At 47.7% G+C, this 21,315-nt stretch carries 20 protein-coding genes; 5 read left to right on the forward strand and 15 right to left on the reverse strand.

Annotated features, from left to right (window positions below; genetic code table 11):
- The first annotated feature begins 33 nt into the window (after nucleotides 1–33).
- Nucleotides 34–546, forward strand: a complete 513-nt coding sequence (locus VNK96_02745; protein ID HWP30629.1) for an HNH endonuclease — start codon at nucleotides 34–36, stop codon at nucleotides 544–546.
- Between the two features lie 104 nt (nucleotides 547–650).
- Entirely contained in the window at nucleotides 651–1,535 is an 885-nt protein-coding gene (gene thyX, locus VNK96_02750) for an FAD-dependent thymidylate synthase (protein ID HWP30630.1), read from the forward strand.
- Nucleotides 1,536–1,568: 33 nt separating this feature from the next.
- Here the strand turns inward: thyX and VNK96_02755 are convergent, their stop codons facing one another.
- From VNK96_02755 to VNK96_02780, 6 genes are all read right to left on the reverse strand, one after another.
- On the reverse strand, nucleotides 1,569–2,930 hold the full coding sequence (locus VNK96_02755) for a hypothetical protein (protein HWP30631.1): 1,362 nt from the start codon (nucleotides 2,928–2,930) through the stop codon (nucleotides 1,569–1,571).
- Nucleotides 2,931–3,019: 89 nt separating this feature from the next.
- Nucleotides 3,020–4,645, reverse strand: coding sequence for a hypothetical protein (locus tag VNK96_02760; protein HWP30632.1), 1,626 nt, complete (start codon nucleotides 4,643–4,645; stop codon nucleotides 3,020–3,022).
- Nucleotides 4,646–4,734: 89 nt separating this feature from the next.
- Nucleotides 4,735–5,190, reverse strand: a complete 456-nt coding sequence (locus VNK96_02765) for a hypothetical protein (GenBank protein ID HWP30633.1) — start codon at nucleotides 5,188–5,190, stop codon at nucleotides 4,735–4,737.
- Nucleotide 5,191: 1 nt separating this feature from the next.
- Nucleotides 5,192–5,650 (reverse strand): hypothetical protein, encoded by a 459-nt coding sequence (locus VNK96_02770; GenBank protein ID HWP30634.1) that lies wholly within the window; start codon nucleotides 5,648–5,650, stop codon nucleotides 5,192–5,194.
- 148 nt (nucleotides 5,651–5,798) lie between these two features.
- The gene (locus VNK96_02775) at nucleotides 5,799–6,236 is read right to left on the reverse strand and encodes a hypothetical protein (protein HWP30635.1); all 438 of its coding nucleotides are present in this window, start codon (nucleotides 6,234–6,236) and stop codon (nucleotides 5,799–5,801) included.
- Between the two features lie 69 nt (nucleotides 6,237–6,305).
- A complete protein-coding gene (locus VNK96_02780; protein ID HWP30636.1) occupies nucleotides 6,306–7,208 on the reverse strand; it encodes a hypothetical protein in 903 nt (300 codons plus the stop codon).
- A 498-nt stretch (nucleotides 7,209–7,706) separates the two neighbouring features.
- Here VNK96_02780 and VNK96_02785 point away from each other — a divergent pair, with 498 nt between their 5' ends.
- Nucleotides 7,707–8,438, forward strand: a complete 732-nt coding sequence (locus VNK96_02785; protein ID HWP30637.1) for a PIG-L deacetylase family protein — start codon at nucleotides 7,707–7,709, stop codon at nucleotides 8,436–8,438.
- 8 nt (nucleotides 8,439–8,446) lie between these two features.
- On the opposite strand, the gene selD is transcribed toward VNK96_02785, so the two are convergent.
- A complete protein-coding gene (selD, locus tag VNK96_02790) occupies nucleotides 8,447–9,457 on the reverse strand; it encodes a selenide, water dikinase SelD (protein HWP30638.1) in 1,011 nt (336 codons plus the stop codon).
- Between the two features lie 263 nt (nucleotides 9,458–9,720).
- Between selD and VNK96_02795 the strand changes: the two genes are divergently transcribed.
- On the forward strand, nucleotides 9,721–9,840 hold the full coding sequence (locus VNK96_02795) for a PEP-CTERM sorting domain-containing protein (protein HWP30639.1): 120 nt from the start codon (nucleotides 9,721–9,723) through the stop codon (nucleotides 9,838–9,840).
- Nucleotides 9,841–9,964: 124 nt separating this feature from the next.
- Here the strand turns inward: VNK96_02795 and VNK96_02800 are convergent, their stop codons facing one another.
- The 6 genes from VNK96_02800 to VNK96_02825 all read right to left on the reverse strand — a co-directional run bounded on the left by VNK96_02800 (nucleotide 9,965) and on the right by VNK96_02825 (nucleotide 19,354).
- Nucleotides 9,965–11,251: a sigma-70 family RNA polymerase sigma factor gene (locus VNK96_02800; GenBank protein ID HWP30640.1), complete on the reverse strand. Its 1,287-nt coding sequence runs from the start codon at nucleotides 11,249–11,251 to the stop codon at nucleotides 9,965–9,967.
- 109 nt (nucleotides 11,252–11,360) lie between these two features.
- The gene (locus tag VNK96_02805) at nucleotides 11,361–12,572 is read right to left on the reverse strand and encodes a type II secretion system F family protein (protein HWP30641.1); all 1,212 of its coding nucleotides are present in this window, start codon (nucleotides 12,570–12,572) and stop codon (nucleotides 11,361–11,363) included.
- A 158-nt stretch (nucleotides 12,573–12,730) separates the two neighbouring features.
- Complete coding sequence (locus VNK96_02810) at nucleotides 12,731–13,183, reverse strand: PilZ domain-containing protein (protein ID HWP30642.1); 453 nt, start codon at nucleotides 13,181–13,183, stop codon at nucleotides 12,731–12,733.
- 265 nt (nucleotides 13,184–13,448) lie between these two features.
- Complete coding sequence (locus VNK96_02815) at nucleotides 13,449–14,930, reverse strand: stalk domain-containing protein (protein ID HWP30643.1); 1,482 nt, start codon at nucleotides 14,928–14,930, stop codon at nucleotides 13,449–13,451.
- Nucleotides 14,931–15,137: 207 nt separating this feature from the next.
- Nucleotides 15,138–17,408, reverse strand: coding sequence for a hypothetical protein (locus VNK96_02820; protein ID HWP30644.1), 2,271 nt, complete (start codon nucleotides 17,406–17,408; stop codon nucleotides 15,138–15,140).
- A gap of 68 nt (nucleotides 17,409–17,476) precedes the next feature.
- Entirely contained in the window at nucleotides 17,477–19,354 is a 1,878-nt protein-coding gene (locus VNK96_02825) for a tetratricopeptide repeat protein (GenBank protein ID HWP30645.1), read from the reverse strand.
- 64 nt (nucleotides 19,355–19,418) lie between these two features.
- Here VNK96_02825 and tsaE point away from each other — a divergent pair, with 64 nt between their 5' ends.
- Nucleotides 19,419–19,847, forward strand: a complete 429-nt coding sequence (gene tsaE / locus VNK96_02830; protein HWP30646.1) for a tRNA (adenosine(37)-N6)-threonylcarbamoyltransferase complex ATPase subunit type 1 TsaE — start codon at nucleotides 19,419–19,421, stop codon at nucleotides 19,845–19,847.
- A 1-nt stretch (nucleotide 19,848) separates the two neighbouring features.
- Here tsaE and VNK96_02835 read toward each other — a convergent pair whose 3' ends face one another.
- Together VNK96_02835 and VNK96_02840 are read right to left on the reverse strand one after the other, a co-directional pair.
- The gene (locus VNK96_02835) at nucleotides 19,849–20,295 is read right to left on the reverse strand and encodes a hypothetical protein (GenBank protein HWP30647.1); all 447 of its coding nucleotides are present in this window, start codon (nucleotides 20,293–20,295) and stop codon (nucleotides 19,849–19,851) included.
- 42 nt (nucleotides 20,296–20,337) lie between these two features.
- Nucleotides 20,338–21,312 carry a zinc-dependent alcohol dehydrogenase family protein gene (locus tag VNK96_02840; protein HWP30648.1) on the reverse strand — a complete coding sequence of 325 codons (975 nt, stop codon included), beginning with the start codon at nucleotides 21,310–21,312 and terminating at the stop codon, nucleotides 20,338–20,340.
- Nucleotides 21,313–21,315 lie beyond the last annotated feature (3 nt).

The following is a 21,315-nucleotide window of genomic DNA, read 5'->3' on the forward strand; positions in this document are numbered from 1 at the left end:
CTTCGTCTTTTATAGGCACTTCCTATGCATCGAATGGACGTACTGCTTTTGAACAACAACTACGAGCCACTGAACGTGTGTTCCATGGTTCGTGCCATCACGCTCATGGTGAAGGGGAAGGCGGAAATCCTGCATCATAACGGTCACATCGTGCGTACCGGAAGCCAAGAACTCCGAGCCCCGTCAGTCTTGCGTCTTCGATACCACGTCAAACGCCCCGTTCCTCAACTCAGGCTTTCCCGGCATTCGATCCTTGCTCGCGACAATTACCGCTGCCAATACTGCAACGTCGCTGGCAAAGAACTAACGATCGACCATGTGATTCCTCGTCGTCTCGGTGGTCCTCATACGTGGGAGAACGTCGTCGCCTGCTGCAGGAAATGCAACCTCAAAAAAGGAGACAAATCCCTCAAAGAGGCGGGAATGAAGTTAATCAAAACTCCCAAGCGTCCACACTACATTCCTTACATTTCCCTGCCCGAATACCTCCGCGCCAAAGAGCGCGAGGACTGGATGCAGTACCTCCCGGTTTGGAATTCTCACTAAATTTATAAACCCGATAGGGGAACCGCAATAAAAAACACCTTTCTTGCATTGTTTCCTTCTTTTTCACAAGTAAAAAAGCGAAATTACGGGTAGAAAAACAAAATATGGGAAGAATCGTCGTTCCAGAAGCGGAGGAATTGCTCGACAAGGAGATCCGCGTTCTCGATAAGGGTTTCGTACGCTTGGTGGACTATTTAGGAGGGGATGCGAGAATCGTTCAAGCGGCTCGCGTCTCTTACGGGGCGGGAACGAAGACGGTTCGAGAAGACCGTGCCCTCATTCATTACCTTCTGCGCAACGACCATACGAGCCCTTTCGAGCAGGTGATATTGACTTTCCACTGCAAGATGCCGATTTTCGTTGCAAGGCAGTGGGTGCGGCATCGTACGGCGAGGTTGAACGAAATCAGCGGACGTTACAGCGTGATGAAAGATGAGTTTTATCTTCCGGTTCCGCAAGAAGTGCGCACACAAGACCAAGTGAAAAAACAGGGACGCAGCGAAGAAGTCGTCCCTTTAGAAAAAGCGGAGGAGATAATCGCGAAGTTGCAGGAAGAGCAACGTCGAGTCTACGAGAATTACGAAAAGATGATCGAAGAGGGGATCGCTCGAGAACTCGCACGCATGAACCTCCCTTTATCGTTATACACGGAATGGTATTGGCAAATCGATTTACACAATTTGTTTCATTTTTTGCATATTCGCATGGATGAACATGCGCAGTACGAAATTCGAGAATATGCAAAAGCACTTGCGATGTGCGCTAAAGCCGTCGCACCGATGGCATATGAAGCATGGGAAGAACACGTCTTTCATTCCGTGCGCTTCTCCCGCTCGGAATGCAAAGCATTAGCATCCTTGCTGGAAGGGAAAGAACCAGAACTCGAAGAAAAACCGATGAAAGTTTTCCAACAGAAATTAGAGAAACTCAAAAAAATTGCGCAGATTAAATACGAAAGTTCCGAAATAAAGTCTGCTACCGAAAAATAGCCAGCGTTTTTTAGAAACTTGTTCTCAGCGTTATTATTCGTGATTCCCTTTTTCGGAGATTGAGCCTGTTTGCTCTTCTCGAACGAGTCTCGGCGTGATCATGATTACGACTTCTGTCTGACGAGTTTCTGTTCGATGGAATCGGAAAAGCGTACCTATCAACGGGATTTCGCTCAAAATGGGCACACGCGAAGTGCGTCGGCGTTTCGATTCGAAAGACATTCCTCCGATAATGACAGTTTCCCCTTCTTTTACGCGCACGGTTGTCGTGGCCCTTCGAGCGGTATTGATCGGCAATCCCGCTTGACCGGTTCCGATTGCATCGCTGACTTCCGGTGATAGTTTCACCGTAATTCTTCCGTCATCTGCCAAAAATGGTGTCATACGAAGCGAGATTCCTGTCTTGATGAGTTGAATGGTAACGTACGGAAAGTTCACCGGTCCTGTTACTACTTGAAAGTAATTTTCTTGAGCCACCTCGATCATCGCTTCTTGACCTTCGAGCGCCATAACCCTCGGATTAGCGCGTACCTCTGCTTTTCCTTTGCTGATGAGAAATTTCATAGTTGCTACGTCGTTTTGTGTTACCTGCGTATAGCGCAATTGAATGCTATCCCCCCCTGTATCCAAGCCGAAATGCCTCCACGTCCAAGAAAAATCGAATTGGTCGAGCGTCTCCGTCGAGATCTCCGTTACCAACGCTTCTATAAGAATGCGCGGTGGTGGGGTATCGAGAAGGCGAATGTCTTCGAGAATTCGTTGCGTTAAAGCCGGTGCCGCGGTAATAGTCAGCACGCGGTCCGATGTAGTGTATTGGACGAATTCCTTCAACGTCGAAGGGAGCAAATTTGCGATGCGCTCCGGGGTGCTGAAATTGGGCTTGTAAACTGTAGTTTTCGCAAACCTCAAAAAGTTAGGATTGCTCGGATGTGCGCGCCCCACCAAGTAATAACCGTTCTCCTTAGCCCAAGAGTACCCCCCCGGTGATGTAATCAGCGTCAAAGCTTGTTCCAAGGGAACGTTTTCCAATTGCATAGTAACCGTTCCTTGCACGGTGTCATCGGGGATGATAATCACGTTTGCAGAAGCCGCTATGTCTGCCAAAGCCTGTCGGATATCCGTATCCGCAAATACGTTGCTGATCGTCGGTTCTTGCGTCTGCGGTGGTTTTTGCGGCTCTTGTTTGCCATTCGAAGAGGAACTCGTTTCGCTCGACGACGGCTCTAATAGAGATATAATGGGGGGGCTTAAAGCCGGTGTGAATTTCGGAACACATAAAGATGAAAACTTTGAAGAATAGAAAATCGGATTCCTTTCCAAAGGCTCTGCGCACGGCTTCCATCCTATGGATAACCAAATCGAAATACTTGCTGCGAAACAAAACGAAAACATCATAGCAAAAATCTCCTTCTGAAAAAATAGGGGGGGTAATGCTGGATTAGGCTACTATCCTCACCGCACCTGCGCAAGATTACCCCCCTCGTTTAAGAATTGATTTGTTCTAAGACCTCCAGACTTCGCTCACCGTTCGCCGCTGAAACAACCTTCACCATGACTGTCGAAATCGCGCGATTCTTTTCATATTCCACGACGAAACGCAAAGCGTATTTTCCAGGAGGCACGTCTCGAAAATTCACAGTGTAACTATATGCCCGCGTTTCGAGGGGCAAGAGAAATCCCGAACCTTCTTCTTCCGGTTTCAGTTCCTTCAAAACGCGCGAACCTTGCGCATCCATCAAGGAAGCGCTGGGCTTTAAATCCAAATGGACAGAACCGAGATTTGCAAATCGCATAACGAAGTTGTATTCGCTCTTTCTGGTTTTCGTTACCGTCACCCTTCCCGACGGAGTTAATTCTGCCTTTACCACTGCATTTTTAATCTTTACTGCCAACAAACCTTCGACTGTACCGATTGGTTGACCTTCGGGAGATAACGCCGTCAATAAAAGCCTCGCGTAGTAATGCGAATATTTCACACCTTCACGCGGTATGCGAACGAGTACGTTGATTCTTCTCTCTGAGCCTGGCTTAATGACACCCTCCGTCGAGCCGAACGAAACCCATGAAGGACATGAAAGTTCCTCTCCTACGATGTTTCCTGCGGAAACCCCTTGCAATGCACGAGGTACGCCGGCTCCTGCTTTCAACTGCACCGGTTCAGCACCGGTATTTCTAACCAACAAGGATGCAGAACGCGTGGCACCGGGCGCCCCCTCTATTTCGAGCGTTTCAGGAGACATCTCTAATTCCGAAGCGAATACAGCGCTTTTCATCTCCGGGTCGCCTTCATAATCGAATTCACCAGAAGAACGAAAAGGCGTCGAACCTTCTAATCGAACCTCTGCTGATAATTTGTATTTCCCTTTCGGCAGTCGGGTCAATGTTCTTTGTGTGAGCACAGCCTGTGCATGCGGAAGCAAAGTCCTCTCTTTGAAAGAAATGTTTGCCACCTTACGCAAACGGTCATCCATCGAAGAATAAACGGTCAGATTCGCATTCACCCGCGCCATGCTTTCCCCTGCGTTTCGTATAGGGATTTTGAAAATGGTTCCAACGGGTTCTCGCTCGTTTTTGGACGCGAATTCCATAGTCGGAACTCCGACTTCTATTCGTCGTGTTGATGCCGTCCCGTATACCTGCACTAAGATGGGAACTAAAAAACGAATGCGTATCGCTATCGTTCCCGGCTTTCGTTCCGGTACGGTTTGCACGATGGCACAACCGCTGTAAAAGCCTCGCGCATTCACGGGAACCTGCATTTTCACGTTGATGATTTGAACGCCTTCGGGGGGGATTTCGAAGTCCTCTTTGTCGAGTTTCGTGAACGGAAGGCAGGAGGGCGATGGGGGGGGAGGCGGATTCGCTACGACCTCGGGGTCCATCACCATCAATCCACCATCTTCCGCTTGATAAAGTTCCCACAAACGCGCCTGCACCTTAGCAGGATGGGTCTTACTGAGGTTTCGCACGCTCACCGGCACTTCTACACGCTCTCCGGGCTTTGGCTGCAAATCCAGCCGCACGGGCTGAACCATGATGGATGTTTGCTGTGCCAAAGAGGAGGCGCTGAGCATTGTAAAAACCGAAATCCAAATAGGTGCAATTTTCATATCGGGTTCTCCATTCGCTTTAGAGGATGCAGGGTCGTGAAAAACCCTGCATCCTTAGCCAAGTGTTTCCGCGCTTCGAGCAACGTCTGCTACCCAGGACCCACGGTTACCGTGACCGTAGACGTATAGGTATTCGGTGGAGTCGGAAACGTCAACCCCGAAACCTGCACCGTCAAAGAACCGAGCGTTTCACCGGGTCCTCCGCTGGTGGGGAATCCATTGGCACCGAAGAACCAACTGGGGTTGAGAGGCGGGCTCCAACTGCCGAAATTAGCGCTCACGAACTGCCAATTCACGTTCGCCAAAACATGCCATGGTCGCGAGCCACTATAAGTTCCCGCTTGTCCACCGTCGTTCACCTCGATGAGGATTTCACTCGGTGGACTCAGAAACTCGAAGAAGATGAATGAACCTACACTGCTGGTCACGGTTGCGTTTCCACTGCTTTGAGCGAGCGCACTCGAAGGACACAGAAACGCCACCGCTCCTACGGAAAGAAGCATGAGCCGAGCAAACCAGAGATGGCTTACTTTTCCCATGCTCATTTTACGGACCTATCGTCACAGTGATTGTCGCCACTGAAAGGCTTCCAGGTCCTGCAAAGTCCTTACCTCCGATTGTAGACGTGCGCGATAATGAAGCACTCAAGAGATTTGCCTGGTTAGCTCCTGCTCCACCGGTCATATCTGCCGCAGAAGCAGTGAAGCTCCAAACATCAGCAGCGCCTACTTGCATATAGGACCCTTGACTAGTGAAAGTAGCGTTGTCGAAGTTATTAGTAACCGTGAGATTCCAGTTCGTATTTGCTGTTACGGTGAATGGATCCGAGCCAGTGTAAGGCCCATCTCCGAACAATCCATCATTGATGGCTATATCGATGTTTTCCACACCATTAACAGCACGATACGCAGCAACGTTGAATGTTACGTTGCTATTACTCTGTGCAAACACAGAAGCAGTGACAGCAAACGCCGCAAGGGCGGCTAAGATTTTGAAGTATTTCATTGTTTATCCTCCTTTAGGATCGAATTTTCGCTCCTCCGTTCAAAAAAGGGTTTCTTCCTCTTTCGAACGGTAATTGCAGAATTTCCTCCGCATCCGAGAGACGGAGCGACCTCCCTCGGCAAATCGTTTGCACCTTTTTCGTAAAGAATCACTGCGGCGCTATGGTGATAATCATCAGTGCAAGGACAGGCCCCCCTCCCGGATACTGCGCCGTTACTTGCGCAGTTCCGAAAAGAACCCCCCCACCGTACGCTATCGTGTGCTGCTGTCCTTGCTGAGAGACATCGATATCCCAAGTCCAATATTTCGGTTTCGGCTTGTAAGCGACGAGTTGCGCCGTTATCGTCGCGGGAAGGTTCGCATGCGCAATGAAATCTCTCGACGCCGTGAAGGTTCCATTTTTCAATGTCCCACAAATCGCCCAAAAATCTTTCGTGCAATTGAAAATAGAATCTTCGAAATGGATATTCACGTAGGGACCGACGGTGAGATTCACATCGGCTTGTGCTGAGGACTGCGCAAACGCATTCGTCATGAGTAAAACGCTCACGACGAGCAGACTCGCTGCAAAAAATTTTCTGGGCATAGTTTTTCTCCTTCTGGGAGATGGAGGCATCGAAATTCACTCGGTTCGGATATTCACAAACACGAAATTTCATCCGACGACCTCCCCTGTAAGAACACCTCGATACATACCGGGCGGCAAATTCAACTCGTAACGCACTTTAACGGCGATGAAAAAAATGTTATTTCCGCGTTTCGGGTTCGCTACCACAGAGGGAATGCCGAAAGACGCATATTCCGCGTTTCGAATCGCTTCTTTCTGCGTAACCCCCACACCGATTCCCAAATGGTTCGTAGAAATAACCGAATTTTTCGAATCGTGAACGAGTTGGGAGATGGAGAAGCGAATTCGTGCATTTGCACGGTTCGTCGTTATCATTACTTTTTGTGGGTTCGGTGAAATGACTTCACCGGGTTGTCCTGAACAAGTGAAGTTAAGCCCATTGCGTTCGAAATTGAAAAATAAATAGGGAAGAACTGTGTAGTTGAAGAGAATTCTGTTTTCGGAAAGAACCATCTTCGAAGTCGGCTCTATAACTGTAAATTGTATTAACCCGCGATAATTGCCTTCTGCAGGAAAAGCCCCTGTGGAAATCGTGAAACGGCAAAGATATTCATTAACGCCTATTCCGCCTTGAAGGAGAAGCGTAGGCTTTCCCGTAGAGAGAACAATGGATGTAGAAGAATTCGTGGAAGGAGTGGAGAAAGTTTGCGAGGCATTTCGAGGAGTAATTTCGATTCGACAAGAAATATCGTTTTGAGGCGATACTCCTTCGAGAGGTAGCAAGGTAGCAACGATTGTCCATTGAGGAATCTGACTCGTGACGATTATTGGTACGGGTTTCGGCATTTCATAGCGAGAGAAGTCACCGCAAACCGCAAGGGTTACTTCGGGTTGAGGCACGACGAGCATCACCGGGGGTGACTGCGTCATGATGGGGACGGCGAGTCCTAACGTCGCCGTAACTCCAACGCAAGTAGTTACCCTCCTCATGTTTCTCCTTTTCGACACATCGGATGGCTCAAGCTATCCGATGTTGATTCATAGTAACGTGAGTTCAGAGGGATTACAAGACGTGATATGTTTTAGGTAGCGAGTGTGGGGTTACCTGTATGTGGTCAAAAGTGACTACTTTTTAGGACGCCATAAAAAAAATGTGATTGAAAAGTGAAGGATTTGAGCCTTTGTGGGGTTTTAATAAATGGAACTCCGAGAGGCGCTACGGATGAAGGGGAATAATCATTCACTGAGCAAGAGAGAGAAGGAAACCGTTTGCCTCGCCATTCAAGGGTATCGAGACAAGGAAATCGCTAAAATGTTGGGCATCTCCCTGACGACAGTAAGACATTACTGGCAAAGGATTTTGGCGAAAACAAAAACAGATACACGGAACCAAGCAATCTATATTCTGTGCTGCAATGGAGAATTGATGCACGAACACTCCTCGGGGGAGTAGATTAACGCTCGTCTTTGACGAGAAAGAGTCTTTTCGTGCTCATCACTCTCCTTTTGCTTGCTGCCTTCGGATACAGCGTTTGGTGGTTACTGAAGATGCGATTGACGGTGTCGCCGGAGGAGGCGCTGGAGAGGGGGAGAGCTATTTTGAATTCGAAAAGGGTTTTGTTCATCGTTGCACACCCCGACGATGCGGATTGGTGGGTTTCCGGAACTGCGCGCCTTTTCGTCTTGCGAGGGGCGGAGGTGGGGCTCGTGGTCGCATCGGATGGGGAAAAGGGGCGGAATCTCATCAACGCGAAAAACTTAGCGGAAACGAGACAAACAGAACAACGCGAAGCGGCGAAAGTTATCGGGATTTCGAAGTTATGGTTTTTGCATTTGCCGGACAGAGAGGTCGCGATGCAGCCGGGGATTTCTCGCTCCCTCGAAGAGATCATCCATGAATTCGAACCGGATTTAATCGTCACTTTCGACCCTTCGCTTCCCGATTTGCCTTATCTCCATCCCGACCACGAAGGCATAGGGCGCGTAGTTTATTCGATATGGAAAGAAAACCCAGGGGGGGCGAAACTAATTTTCTTCCACTCTCGCAGACCGAATATCGCAGTAGACATCACCGAGGTCATCGAGACGAAGGTGGAGGCTTTGCGAAAACATCGGTCACAAGGTCTCGGACGCGGGGGGGAACGGAATAAGGAATTCCATCGTGCATTCGGAAAACGAGTCGGAGTCCCCTACGCAGAACTGTTTCGGGAAATAAAATGAAATTGATATTAGAAAACCACGATAGCAGGAATGCCTTCGACCACTCTGCCGATCTTCGGATACTCCGTAAGGTCTTTTTTAGAAAATATTGCAAGACCTCCGCTCGTTTGCGGGTCTATGATCACTTCCTGCAACCATAGAGGCACTTCCGGCGAAATGACCAATGCTTCACCCAAATACTCACGATTCTTTCTCGATCCCGCAGTAATATTCTTGTTTTCGATGAGCGCTTTCAATCGCGGCAGAAGCGGTATAGATTTCGAATCGAGTTCGATGCGCACGTTCGAGGCTTGCGCGACATGGAATAAATGCCCAGCCAAGCCGAAACCCGTGATATCCGTTGCGCACAATGCCCCTTCGTGGATCGCGAATTCACTCGCTTTTTTATTCAACTGCTCCATCCAAGCAATCGCGACATCCAGCGCAGACACCTTACCCTTCTCATCGATACCGGGGGGGGTCGGAATCAATTCGGAAGCGTCTAAACTCTCGTATACGATAGGGTCGTCGAATTTGTGAGCGGTAGTAACGATACCTGTGCCTATTGGCTTCGATAAGTAAATATAATCTCCGGGTTTCGCCCCGACATTGCGCAACATATGTTTCGGGTTTACCACTCCTGTAACGCTCAGACCAAATTTCGGTTGCGTATCCTCGACGGTATGCCCCCCCACGATGACGACATCGGCTTCATCGCATTTGTCCGCTATTCCTCGAAAGACAGACGCCCACACTTCGGGAGGCGCTTGGGACGGGTCGAAGCAGGCGAGGTTCATCGCGGTTATCGGTTTTCCGCCCATCGCGTAAACGTCGGAAAACGCATTCGCAGCGGCTATCGCACCATAAGCATAGGGGTCGTCCACGATAGGGGTGAAAAAGTCCATCGTTTGTACGAGAGCCAAATCATCAGACACGCGAAAAACCCCTGCATCGTCTTTCGTTTCGAAGCCGACGAGCAGGTCGGGATGAGCGCTTCGGGGCAATTCTCGCAGAACCTCCGCGAGTTGGGTTGGACCCAGTTTGCTTGCTCAACCCGCGCATTCGACGAGTTGTGTGAGACGTATCACGATAGATAGGATACTTGAAAGAAAGCTCGTCGTGTCATCATCGTCTTGGCATGCTTTTTGCTAGACAAGTCTAACCTCGCATGCCATGAATTAGCGATGACGGATTTATTATAAATGCCCGTTGGTATTGGTGGAATAAGAACGTAGGTAAGCCGAACAATCGTTCTGCGTATATAAACGGTTTAGGCTCTTCCGAAAAATGGGCAGGAACGGGAATGGACATGAGTTGGGCGATTACGGAATATCTGGATGGCGTCCCCGAGCCGAGCACACTGACAGTTTTCGGTATTCTCGGTTTTGGCTTTTTAGTGGCTCGAAGAAAACAACGAAGCTAAATGCAAAAAAATTAAATGTAGAAATTAATAGAGTCGAGGAAACAAAACTCGAAAAAATTTCGCAACTATTGCAATTTATTGCGCTCCTTCTATGCGAAGTTTATATAGTGATTTACGATCCATATTACGCGGCTTCACTCGCAGTCGAAGCGAAAGGAACCAACTTTGCCGCGGCAATGAGTTGTTTCGCCGTACGTCCATCTTTCGGATAGCAAGATTCTCCGAAGTGAATCGTAATTCCCGCTCCTAAACGAAGCACATTCGATTGCCAGTTGTGTAAACGAGATTTCAATCTTTGACTGACTACATGAACCGTTTTTTCCAAACCAGGAAGAACGATGCCGAAACCTGTCTCACCGACACGTCCGACCGTATCGAGTCTTCGCACGCCGGAGCGGATGAATTTCGCGGCGTCCTTCAGAAAATGCGTGAGAGCGTCTGGTCCATAAAATCTTCGCAATGTATTGAGCCCATCGAAACGTATAGCGATGTAACCGACGGACAACCCTTCGCTTGCAGCGCGTGTACATTCTTCGTCCAAACGGGCAACGAGGAAATGTTCGGAATACACTCCTGTTGCATCGTCAATGACGTCTGCTGGCAACTGCTCCGCTTGTCGAAGGAGCGCTTTCGCAAGTTTTTCCTCGTTCGCCAAAGTCGCTCGAAGTTTCGTGAGAGATTGTCTCAAAATATGAGAGACATAGTTACAGGAAATTCCCAATTGTGCGGCAATTTCGGTTTGATTCATGGATTCGACGTGAAAAAGCAATAAAACTTGTTGTTCCAAACCTCGCAATTCACTAATTGCTCTTTCCAACAGTAGGCGGTCTTCGAAATTCAGCAACTCCTGGCAATCGCCTGCTAAATCCATATCTTCTGTTTCCTCTTCTTCAGAAGAAGAAGCAGAACTCAGGCTCGTCACTCGAAAAAGGTCATTGGTTGCTAAAACTTCTCTTACCGTTTCGAGCGGGATATCGGTAGATTGCGAAATTTCTTCTGGTATTGGATTTCTGCCGGACTCTTGATGGAGTCGCTCAGCAGTTTTGTTCACACGATGTCGGATTTCTTGTAACCAAGCGGGTTCTCGAATCATCTTCGAACGGTCACGAAGATAATGTTTCATCGCACCTGCAACGAGATGGGTAGCGTATGTACTGAATCGTACGCCTTTATCCGGTTCATAGAGACTCAAAGCATTCAGAAGGCCAATGAATCCGACTTGAATCAAATCTTCTTGTGCTTCGATACCGGAGAATCTTCGAGCGATTCGATGAACCATATCCGAATACAAAGTGACGATTTTGTCTCTTAATTTGGGATTTCGCGTTTGGACATACTCGCATACCACGGCTTCCGAATAATCCAAACGGTGTGTTCCTTCCGACAATTTCTTAATCTCCTTGTTTTTCATCCCTCTGTTTTATCGTAGGCCGGATTTGCCTTATCCATGGATACTCCCACGGTTTCGGCAAACCCTCGCCTATTATCTATGCACCCCGAGCTTTTCGAATTTTTATCGTTTAGGAAACCGAGTTGACCAATTTGAAGATTGGCGTCATCACGGAAATTGCTATAAATCCGACGATCACACCCATGATGATGATGAGCAACGGCTCGATCATCGAAGTAAGACCTTTGACGGTGGATTCGACTTCTTGGTCATAAAAGTCGCCGACCTTCACGAGCATTTCACTGAGACGTCCGCTTTCTTCCCCGATATCCACCATGTGCGTTACCATCGAAGGGAACAAACCACTCGCTGCAAGTGGCGCGCTCAATTTTTGACCTTCTCGAATGGAGTTTCGCGCGCTTTCAATTGCATTAATCAACACGCGGTTGTTCGAGGTTTCGCCCACGATTTCCAGCGAACGCATCATCGGCACTCCTGAAGAAATCAACGTCCCGAAGGTTCTTGCAAAACGTGCAATGGACATCTTAAGGACAATTTCCCCGACGATGGGCATTCGGAGTTTTAAATAATCCAGTTGATACCGACCCTTTTCGGTGCGTTCCCAAATCTTGAATCCGATGAACGCCCCTGCCGCAAAACCGATGATTGCCCACCAATAAGATTGGAAGAAATCTCCGATAGAAAACAAGAATTTCGTAACCGGAGGAATCTCTACATTCATGCCCTCGAAGATTTCTTTGAATTTCGGAAGGATGAACGTGAACAGTGCAAAAAGCATGATGATAGAAAACATGAGTACGAGAACGGGATACATCATCGCGCTTTTTATCTTTCCGCGCACTTCCATCTCGTATTCCAAGAAACCGGCGAGGCGGTCTAAAATCATATCGAGAATTCCGCCCAATTCCGCCGCTCGAATCATGTTCACATACAATTTGCTGAACACATGCGGATGCTTCGCCAAGGATTCGTTCAAGCTCAAACCCCCCCTGACATCGTTCGCTACTTCCGATGCCGCTACTTTGAGCGCAGGGTCTTTTGTTTGACTTGAGAGAATTTCTAAACAGCGGAGCATAGGAATACCCGCATCTACCATCGTAGCGAATTGGCGGCTGAACACCACCAAGTTTTTCAGTTTCGGTTTGCGCGCTTTCAAAAGCGACTTCGAACCGCCGATAGCACCCTTTACAGGCTTTAATTCTGTTACGTGCAGTTGCTGCTCATGAAGTTTTTGCAGAACCAATTGCTCGTTATCAGCCTCGAGCACACCTTTGAGAGTGCGCCCAGCAGAATCTATCGCACTATATGCATATTTGGGCATGAATTTTCCCCCAGAGAAACGAATTTCCTTGTGACCTAATATAAATATTCGGAATCGCAAATGCGCTTTTCCATATCGAAGCGCAAGTTTCTCGCGTTTTTGGGGACGAATGTAAAAAAGCCAGTATTTTTAAGAGCGGCTCACTCTTTGAAAAGGAGTTATTCAGGAACTCTGTCTTTTAAAGTCAGTAGGAATTTAGCAAGGGCTTGTCGTTCTGTCCGAGTCACGGGAGCGAAACGTATTCCTATCGTACAAATCCCACAACCATTTTCTGAAGGTCTGCAGTAACGAACATCGCCCGGAATCATAACCCGACCGCTCGGAGGACCAATTTCCAATATAAGTTCGTCCTCGGGTTTTGTCTCTACACGGGTTTTAATCTGTAATCCGCCTACCCCTGCATTCGTAATCAAACCTGGACCGAGGCATATTTTGCCGAGTCCGTTCGGGCGCCAAATCATCGCCATCTCGAAAAGAGGATAGCGTTCTGTAGCGCGTCGTTCTCTTTGTGGCTGCCCTATGAGTAAACTCCTGATTTGTCCTATCTTATTTACGAATCGGCAGTTTTCTATCCAAACTTTAGAGAATCTCGCAACTTTTCGCACCTCCATTCTTCCGTAGGAGCGCCGTAAGGCGCGACACCCCTTGTTACATTCTACAGGAGCGCTGTAAGGCACGACACATCTCTTACATTCTGTATGTGTGCTATGAGCGCGAGAGAAAAACGCAACATAAACAAAGAAGCACAGAATTAAATCCTCACTATCGTATTTTCAAACATCCTTCGGCCGCAAAAAAAGTTTATGCAAAATGAAAAATACCTCGACTACTAAAAGCAATCGAGGTATTTATTTTTTACTACGAAGCCAGAGGTGTCTATTTTTTAGCAACAGTCGTTGTCGTGATCCAGACGTGACCCGTTTCTACGTCGTACTCTATCTGCCAACCCAAAGTTTCCGCAAAGAACGAGAGGGGGACGAAGGTACGACCGCGCTCGATGAATGGCGAAATTTCGAAGCTGAACATTCTGCCATTCACTTTTGCAATCGGATATCCGATTTTAATGCGCACTTCGTTGCCATTTCCAGAGGCTATAACCGAATGGCTCGATGCCATCCAGTTCACTTTCCCTCCATAGGTTTCGAAAATATGTCTGAAGGGTGCTAACGGAATCCCGTTTTCGACACGGGTATTCACGTCGAAATTCACGTCTTTTTCATTTAGTGAAAGTGAAAAATTGCCCTTCATAGGAACTCGAGACCCTTTTTTCACGATGTTTTTCGATGGGCTACCCGTTTTCGTTTCTGCCGAGGGTTCAGGTTCTCGGGAAATCCGCATTCCAGCAGACTTAGAGAGGGCTGGTGAGATTTCCGGATTGGATGTTGCTCCGATTTCTTTCGGCTTTGCAGGTTGTGTCGAGATACTTCCGGGGTTCGCGATACGTATTCCAGAAGGTTGTGGCGTTAGAAGTTCTGCGCCTTTAACGCCACGCATGCCCCCGAGCGTAGGTGAAACTGCAGGAGTAGACATCGTCGGCATTACAGCTGGGGGGGCGGGATTGCCTAAGGGAGGCGCCGGTTGGTTTGCGTTCGTTCGAATGCCTTTAGCGGCTCCGAGAGTTGCATAAATCACAGGTTCGCTTAAAACTCCGTACGTATTGTTCGTTTTAGCAGGGGGGGGCACCGGAACTCTTTCCGTACGACCGCCTGGATTTTGGACGAATAATCGTATGACGGGAGATTTACGCGTGGTTTGTGTTTCGTCATAACTCCAAACTTCCACTTCGTGCCAGCCGTTTTGTTCGCGTGTCGTATCCCAATAAAAAGTGTAGGGGGGGAAGTTTCGCATATGACGAAATTCTTTATCTACGAAAAATGAAATATAGGTCTCCTTCGTTTGAAGCCCTATTTCCACTTCGATGGGAACCGTTCCCATCACGGTGTCCCCTGTTCGGGGATATCGAATCGAAACGGGAAGTTTCTCCCCTGTTTCTATCGTGATTACGGTTTTTCCCGTTGTGAGGATTTTTCCAGACGCATCGAGCAAAACCGCTTCAATCAAATTGTCTCCTTTCTGGAGCAATGAGATATCTACAGCAAAATTCGCTTCGCCTTCGGTCTTTTTCGAACTGACATTGCGAATGCCAAGAGATGCGCCGTTTAACCGAATTTCGATCTTAGCGACTTTGATTCCGGAATAACGAACAGTGAAGGCTGGGCGATCGGATGCTTTTATGATTTTTACGTCTTGCTCGACGATTCCTAATCGGCTTTTTAGTGACGCTAAATCCGTTCCTGCTGCGAAGGCTGAAGCCCCGATAAGCCACAACGACGCAGCAACGATGCTTTTCAGTTTCATATTCCTCTCCACGTGCACAGATTTCCCAATGTGAAATGGGGCGTTCGTCTTACGACCTATGTTTACGGACGGCAACTCAGCCCCTTTCGTTCGTTTTACCTGATTTCTATGATTCGAAAAAGTTTAAAAAATACAGGGATCCTGGAATCGCTTTTTTCGCTGGATGGCTGATACTGAAGTTTATTTCTAAGTATTTCGTTCTAACTTTTATTTTATGATCTGATTGGCAGGGATCCCACCTTCGGACGAGCGAACCTTCTTCAACTCCAATTCCTTCTTATTGGCGTTCCATTGGAGGAGAGCAGAGCCTAAATCGGTGGTGAAAATTCTGTCTTTTTGGTCATCCCAGAGCTTTTCAGGGGTTTTTCCCGATACGACTTGGTCAACTCGGTAAACCAAATGCCGGATCACGTTAACGTAAGCCTTCCAATGGTCCTGTTTTGCAGGGAAGAAAACGGTTAGACCTTTTCCTTGCTGTCGAACCCAATTCTTCACCTGGGAGGTTTCTATAGGTTCATCGAACCACCCTCTCAAAGGCTTGCTCTCCGCTGTCTCGGCATCGTTTTCGTACACGCGAAGCGCTTCTATTCGCATCCCCTCTTTCCCGACTGCTTTGAATTGCAAACGGATTGTTCCTCGTGAAGTCAATTCCGAGTTTAGCGGGAACTGAAGTCTTGTATTTCCTGAAGAAAGACTAACAACCGCAAGAAGTTTATTTTCTGCCCATATCTCCACGTTTTCGAGTGGTTTTTGTTCCTCGCTCAACTGAATTTCGAGAAAAGACTCGCTGTTCGGATGTAGAGGTAACCGAAGCATCGCCCCATCGTAAGCGATTCTGCCTTCTGGAGTCGCAGCGCTCCACCCCCCCAAAAGAAGTTCATCGTCTAAATCCGTTCCCAATGCGACTTTGTAAGATTTAGGGATTTCACCTATCCATAATTCATTCCACTTCAAGGGGGGGAGGTCTTTCGCGTATCCGAACAATTCGCTATAAACAGAACTGTCACCATTGACATCCCGCATGGCTCCGAAATCATACGCGAGGAGAATCCCACCTTCTAACACCCATGCTCGAATCGAGTCGAGTGTTTTGTAATTCCAAATCGGTCCTTCGAAGAGCACTGCGTAGCGATAACGATTCAGCACCCCTTGTTGGACTGCGGATTCTTCCAAAATATCGAAATCCATATAATCTCGCAATTCGACAGCGCCGCGATAAAGAAGGGGGGGGACGAGTTGAGAAGGACGCAATAAATGCGAAGAGGTCGGTTCCAAGACGGCGACATGACAAATCGGTTTGCGAACGAAGAGATCAGCGGAAAGCCGGCTCAGCATTTCTCGATGAGCCAAATAGGCTTGCGGAAAATCCACATGGGTTTGCGCTCCCAAAGCGAGGGATTCGAAAAGTCTCCTCGGCAAGTCTTCTTTTTGTTCGACGCTGGATGCTTCCGTCCAAACGGGCATCTCCGCGGCGAGAGTAGCACCTCGCAATTTTGCCAACGACAACACCCAATTTTGTGCAAATTCATAAAAACCCACATTTGTGATTTTGATTCCGTTCGCTTTCCCATCTAATGCTCGCACGAGCAAATAAGTGTCTAATCCTAAATAAGGCTGGCTATTAGGAGGACCGACGGGAACGAGAACCGGTGTGTTGACGAATATTTCGGCTGCGATTCCAGCCAGTCTGGAAGCCAAATAAGGAATGGCTTCTCGATACCACTCCATATATTGTAAGCGCGCTGAATATGGATAGTTCGTCGTTATCGGAATGGGTAATCCTTCGCTTTCGATTCCCCATTCTTTCTTTGCATTTTCGACAGAACCGTATAGATTGATCAGTCGTTTTTGCCAACTTTCTTTCGCTTTAGAATCTCCGCTCCATATTCCGGGAGCGGGGGGGTCGTCTCCGAATCGGGATTTCCACTCCATGCGCTGTGCTGAATCTTTGCGCGCGAGACCCGTGAAGAAACTGGCATCGCCGTATTCTCCGAAAACTCCGACGGTAAGCCAATTCGGAGAGCCTACACGGCGAAGCACGGCACCGTAACGATTCGCAGACCAGCGAATCCTTTCCATATCCCAGGGAGACCATGCATAGACGCGTTTTCCATCTTGCACATTCACGGTCCCTTCACCGACGCGTGACAATTCCTCGAAAGATGGAAAAGTCGTAAATACGGACAACGCCCATTCTCCTCCGAGAGAAAGAACTCGATTTCTTTGTTGCGCTAAAAGTTCTAAAGTCTTTTGGTTTTCCTTCGCATCGGGCTGACCCCATTCGTCTGTCTTCGAAGAGAACAAGCGAATACCGAGCGAAAAAAGTTCATCCAAGTTTGCATCTAAAGAGAAATGCGCCCCTAAACGGAACCGCGCCTGGTTACTGGGGGGGGCGGATTGAACCTCACCAATATATTTAGCCTCACCGATATACTGTGTAGTGAAAGCTGCCAATAGGGAAAGCGCGATACTTTGCATCGTTCCTTCGGGAAAACATTAAAAAATACCTTCTCCTGCTCCTGAGCAACCTGGCAAGCGAACATTCCTCAATTTTCAATCTCGGATAAGGCGCGTTCGATGTCTAAATTTCCAGGGGGAAGCGAATCTCGGATAATTTTCGCCAGTTGACGCGCCTCTTCTTTCCGTCCGGTTTTCTTTGCGGTTAATCCCAAGTGCAAAACAACAGGAAGAGAAGTCGGACGCATTTGCACGACGGAGCGAAGAATGCGATAAGCCTCTTCGACTCTGCCTAACTGAGTGAGTGCTACGGATAAATCGCAAAAGGCTGGGTCGCATCCTGGATAAATTTCGATGGTTTTCTTCGCCGCACGCTCGGCGTCGGAAAAACGGTTCGTGCGATTGTAAAGGGAGGCAAGCATCGCCCATGGTTTCCAATAATCATCCATCCATTCGGTGAGAGGTTCTAAATCAGCAATTGCCCCCGCAAAATCTTCGGATTCGATTTTCCCTTGCGCTCGGCGAATCGTTTCTGCACGCTTCGGATGTTCCGCTTCGTATATTCCTGCGAGTGCTTGCGCACGGATGTCGGAAGAAATTTCCATTTCCAAAAGTTTTTTCCAAACGTCTATCGCTTCATGATTCCTGTCACTTCGCTGCAGTGCTTGCGCATACTCCATCAAAGTGAGAACGTCTTCCGGGTTTTCTTCCAACGCATCTTCATAGAAATCGAGTGCGCGATGCACTTCACCTCGTGCAACGAGAAATGGCGCGAACCATCTTTTAATGAAAGGATGACCTGAAGTTTTTTCGAGTCCTTCTTCGAATGCACGCAATGCTTCGTCATTGCGATTGCTCGCCGCATGGGACATTGCATATTTAGTCCATGCATAAGGATTATCCGGAGTTTTATCTAAAATAAGCCTCCAAAGTCCCGGCACTTCGTGCCCTCTTCCCAGCTGGGAAAGCATCGCAGCAAGAATTTCCATTGTGGGTTTTTCCGGTCCTTCCCATTCGATGGCTTTTTTGAAAGAACGTTCCGCGTTCGCCATCATGCCTAAACCCATTTGCGCTTGACCTAAACGTGTATAGAGAGAGGGCTCACGCCGAGCGTCTATTTCAACTGTGTTTTCCAAAGAAGCGAGTTCTTTTTCATGGATTCGAATCGCTTTCTCGAAAGTTTCCACAGAGTCATGAAAACGAGTTCCCGCGAGATAGACTTCTCCGAGCATGTAATATCCGCGCCAGTCTTCGGGATAGACTTCGATGAGTCGTTTTAGATTCGATTCTAAAACATCGAAATCGCATGCATGAGATTCGAGGCAAAGCTTTGCAAGCAGTAAACCAGCCTCGTAGGCACCTAAAAATTCCGGGTCGTATCGCAGTGCATTGAGAAAGTGCTCGAAAGCGTCAGCAAAATCGAATTGCTCCGATCTGCTTTGCCCCACCTGCTGCAAATAATGAATCGCATCGTATCCTAAAAGAAATTCTTTGAAACTTTCTGGATTTTCCGTTCCGAATTCCAGGTTAATATGCGATAAATTTACGGATTGCGTGCTCAAGTAATCCCGTACGGTCGTGAACATCCATTGCACCATTTCTATAAAATAGTCGTTTGGAAATTCTTCTTGAAAGGAAACAGGAACTTCGAGCCTCGGTTCTGTAATTCGAAGAGTTACTTTTATTTTCTCGTTTTCCTCCTCGATTAAACCGTCTATTAAATAATCCGGCTCTAAATGTTCTAAAAGTTGTTGGAGAAAATCTGGCTCGTTGAGACGAGCGCCGAAATGGACGAATGTGCGGCGAGGGTCTTCAGCCGAACCTATGTTAGATAAAGTCGTAATGATTCCAGGTTCGATGTTTTCGGATTGTTTGAACAACTCTACGAGGAAATGAGCGACTTGACGACCTAAAGCGGGCTCTATGGAGTCGGAAACATTAAAGGGGAGAAAGGCAATTTTCGGCATAAATAATAAATATAGTATATCTTATTTGCGCAAAAGTAAGATACAAAGGACCTGCGATATAAACATGTATGTCCCTTCTGCCGAAAAAATGATGGAACTGGGCTCGAGACTCGCGCGAAAGGCTCGAAAAGGAATGATCTATCGAATCTGTGGACCGCTCGGTGTAGGGAAGACGACTTTGGTAAGAGGCTTTTTGCGAGGTTTGGGCTACCAAGGAGAGGTTCGTTCTCCGACTTTCAACATCATTCATGAATATCCGACCGACCCCCCCGTTTGTCATGTGGATTTTTACCGCTTGGAGAAGCCGGAAGAGATATTGAATTTGAGCCTGGAAGATTATTTACAAACGCATGTCGTCCTCATCGAATGGGCAGAAAAAGCACCCGAGGGTTTATTCGAAAACGGAGTAACGATTGAAATAGAATTTCATAATACGGGAAGAGAAGTGAAAATTACACCTGACCAAAATGAAAAACAAAACGAGGCTTTATGATTTAATCGTCTGTAATTTCTGAGACTGCTTCGGAGTATTTCTCTAATAATTCTTTTACTTCCGTTCTTATTGCCGGTTTTAATTCTAAAGGCTTTCCAGTCGGTCGAGCGATCTCTTTTACTGCTTCGATACCGGTTTTTTTTCGTTCTGCTACAGCCATAACCCAATCCTTCGCGGAATGGGGGTCTAAATCTATATCGAAGCCGTTAATCTTAAGAAAAGTCAAAGCGCTGATAAAAGCGGTTGCGCGATTTCCGGTTTCGAATGGTCTAAGGCGAAGAAAACCTTGTAAAAATTGCCCCGCCTGCCCGAGAACGTCCACGCTTTTTCCGTATCCGTACTGATAGTTCACCGCCTCCTCGAGTTGTAAATATTTAAAAGAACACACCTTTTTCGTAATCTCTGTGTTTATCCAAAGAACGTCTTGTACGGTCAGATAGTGAACCACGTTTTAACTCCGCACAACTCCACGAAGAGAGATTGTACCGAATCATGTCACTCGAAGCACCGCCGCTCCACGAATTTCGTCGTTTTTTAATCGCACCAAAGCGTCGTTTGCCGATTCTAAAGGAAATTCTTCTACATGAGTACGGATGGGGATTTCGACAGCAAGCCGAAAAAGTTCGTATCCATCCTGACGCGTGTTCGCGGTTACCGAAGTAAGAGTGCGTTCTTGAAAGAGATGCTCCGTGTAGTCTAAGGGAGGAATTTGCGACATGTAAATCCCCGAACATGCCAATGTTCCACCCTTGTCTAACGCCTCGAGAGCGAGAGGAACTAACTCTCCAGCGGGCGCGAAAAGAATAGCGGAATCGAATTTAACAGGAGGACGTTCGCTTGCATCCCCTACCCAAGAAGCACCCATCTCCTTCGCCAATGCGCGATGTTTTTCTCCGCGAGTTATCACGAACACCTCACACCCGAAATGCAAGGCTATTTGAATGACGATATGTGCTGAAGCGCCAAAACCGTATAAAGCCAATCTCGATCCCTTTTTCGCCCGAGAGCGAACAAACACGCGGTATCCGATGATTCCAGCACAAATTAATGGAGCCGCTTGTAAACTCGGAAGACCTTCAGGAATCGGATAAATGAAATCGGGATGCGCCGCTACCTTTTCCGCATAACCACCATCCACATGGTAACCGGTGAAAAGTGGAGAATCGCATAGGTTTTCATCCCCTCTTTTGCAATAGCGACACTCGCCGCACGATTTGTGAAGCCATGCTACACCGACTCTCTCACCCGTATCTATTCTTCTTCCAATCACTTGATGACCCGGAATCACAGGCTCTTTCACGACAGGCAATTCGCCTTCGATAACATGCAAATCCGTTCTGCAAACTCCGCAAACTTCGACATCGATCAAGATAGAATCTTCGGGGGGGCTCGGCTCGGGAACTTCCATTAATTCCAAAGGATGCTCTTCTACGTAAGCCTTCCGTTTGCAAACCATCGCCTTCATAAA

The sequence above is a fragment of the Fimbriimonadales bacterium genome (assembly GCA_035559795.1).
Classification (GTDB): domain Bacteria; phylum Armatimonadota; class Fimbriimonadia; order Fimbriimonadales; family ATM1; genus DATMAR01.

Bases quoted from the DNA above. Each gene is read 5' to 3' on its own strand.
- VNK96_02745 (HWP30629.1), top strand. From the start codon at position 34: ATGGACGTACTGCTTTTGAACAACAACTACGAGCCACTGAACGTGTGT.
- thyX (HWP30630.1), top strand. From the start codon at position 651: ATGGGAAGAATCGTCGTTCCAGAAGCGGAGGAATTGCTCGACAAGGAG.
- VNK96_02755 (HWP30631.1), bottom strand. From the start codon at position 2,930: ATGATGTTTTCGTTTTGTTTCGCAGCAAGTATTTCGATTTGGTTATCC.
- VNK96_02760 (HWP30632.1), bottom strand. From the start codon at position 4,645: ATGAAAATTGCACCTATTTGGATTTCGGTTTTTACAATGCTCAGCGCC.
- VNK96_02765 (HWP30633.1), bottom strand. From the start codon at position 5,190: ATGAGCATGGGAAAAGTAAGCCATCTCTGGTTTGCTCGGCTCATGCTT.
- VNK96_02770 (HWP30634.1), bottom strand. From the start codon at position 5,650: ATGAAATACTTCAAAATCTTAGCCGCCCTTGCGGCGTTTGCTGTCACT.
- VNK96_02775 (HWP30635.1), bottom strand. From the start codon at position 6,236: ATGCCCAGAAAATTTTTTGCAGCGAGTCTGCTCGTCGTGAGCGTTTTA.
- VNK96_02780 (HWP30636.1), bottom strand. From the start codon at position 7,208: ATGAGGAGGGTAACTACTTGCGTTGGAGTTACGGCGACGTTAGGACTC.
- VNK96_02795 (HWP30639.1), top strand. From the start codon at position 9,721: ATGGACATGAGTTGGGCGATTACGGAATATCTGGATGGCGTCCCCGAG.
- VNK96_02800 (HWP30640.1), bottom strand. From the start codon at position 11,251: ATGAAAAACAAGGAGATTAAGAAATTGTCGGAAGGAACACACCGTTTG.
- VNK96_02805 (HWP30641.1), bottom strand. From the start codon at position 12,572: ATGCCCAAATATGCATATAGTGCGATAGATTCTGCTGGGCGCACTCTC.
- VNK96_02810 (HWP30642.1), bottom strand. From the start codon at position 13,183: ATGGAGGTGCGAAAAGTTGCGAGATTCTCTAAAGTTTGGATAGAAAAC.
- VNK96_02815 (HWP30643.1), bottom strand. From the start codon at position 14,930: ATGAAACTGAAAAGCATCGTTGCTGCGTCGTTGTGGCTTATCGGGGCT.
- VNK96_02820 (HWP30644.1), bottom strand. From the start codon at position 17,408: ATGCAAAGTATCGCGCTTTCCCTATTGGCAGCTTTCACTACACAGTAT.
- VNK96_02825 (HWP30645.1), bottom strand. From the start codon at position 19,354: ATGCCGAAAATTGCCTTTCTCCCCTTTAATGTTTCCGACTCCATAGAG.
- tsaE (HWP30646.1), top strand. From the start codon at position 19,419: ATGTATGTCCCTTCTGCCGAAAAAATGATGGAACTGGGCTCGAGACTC.
- VNK96_02840 (HWP30648.1), bottom strand. From the start codon at position 21,312: ATGAAGGCGATGGTTTGCAAACGGAAGGCTTACGTAGAAGAGCATCCT.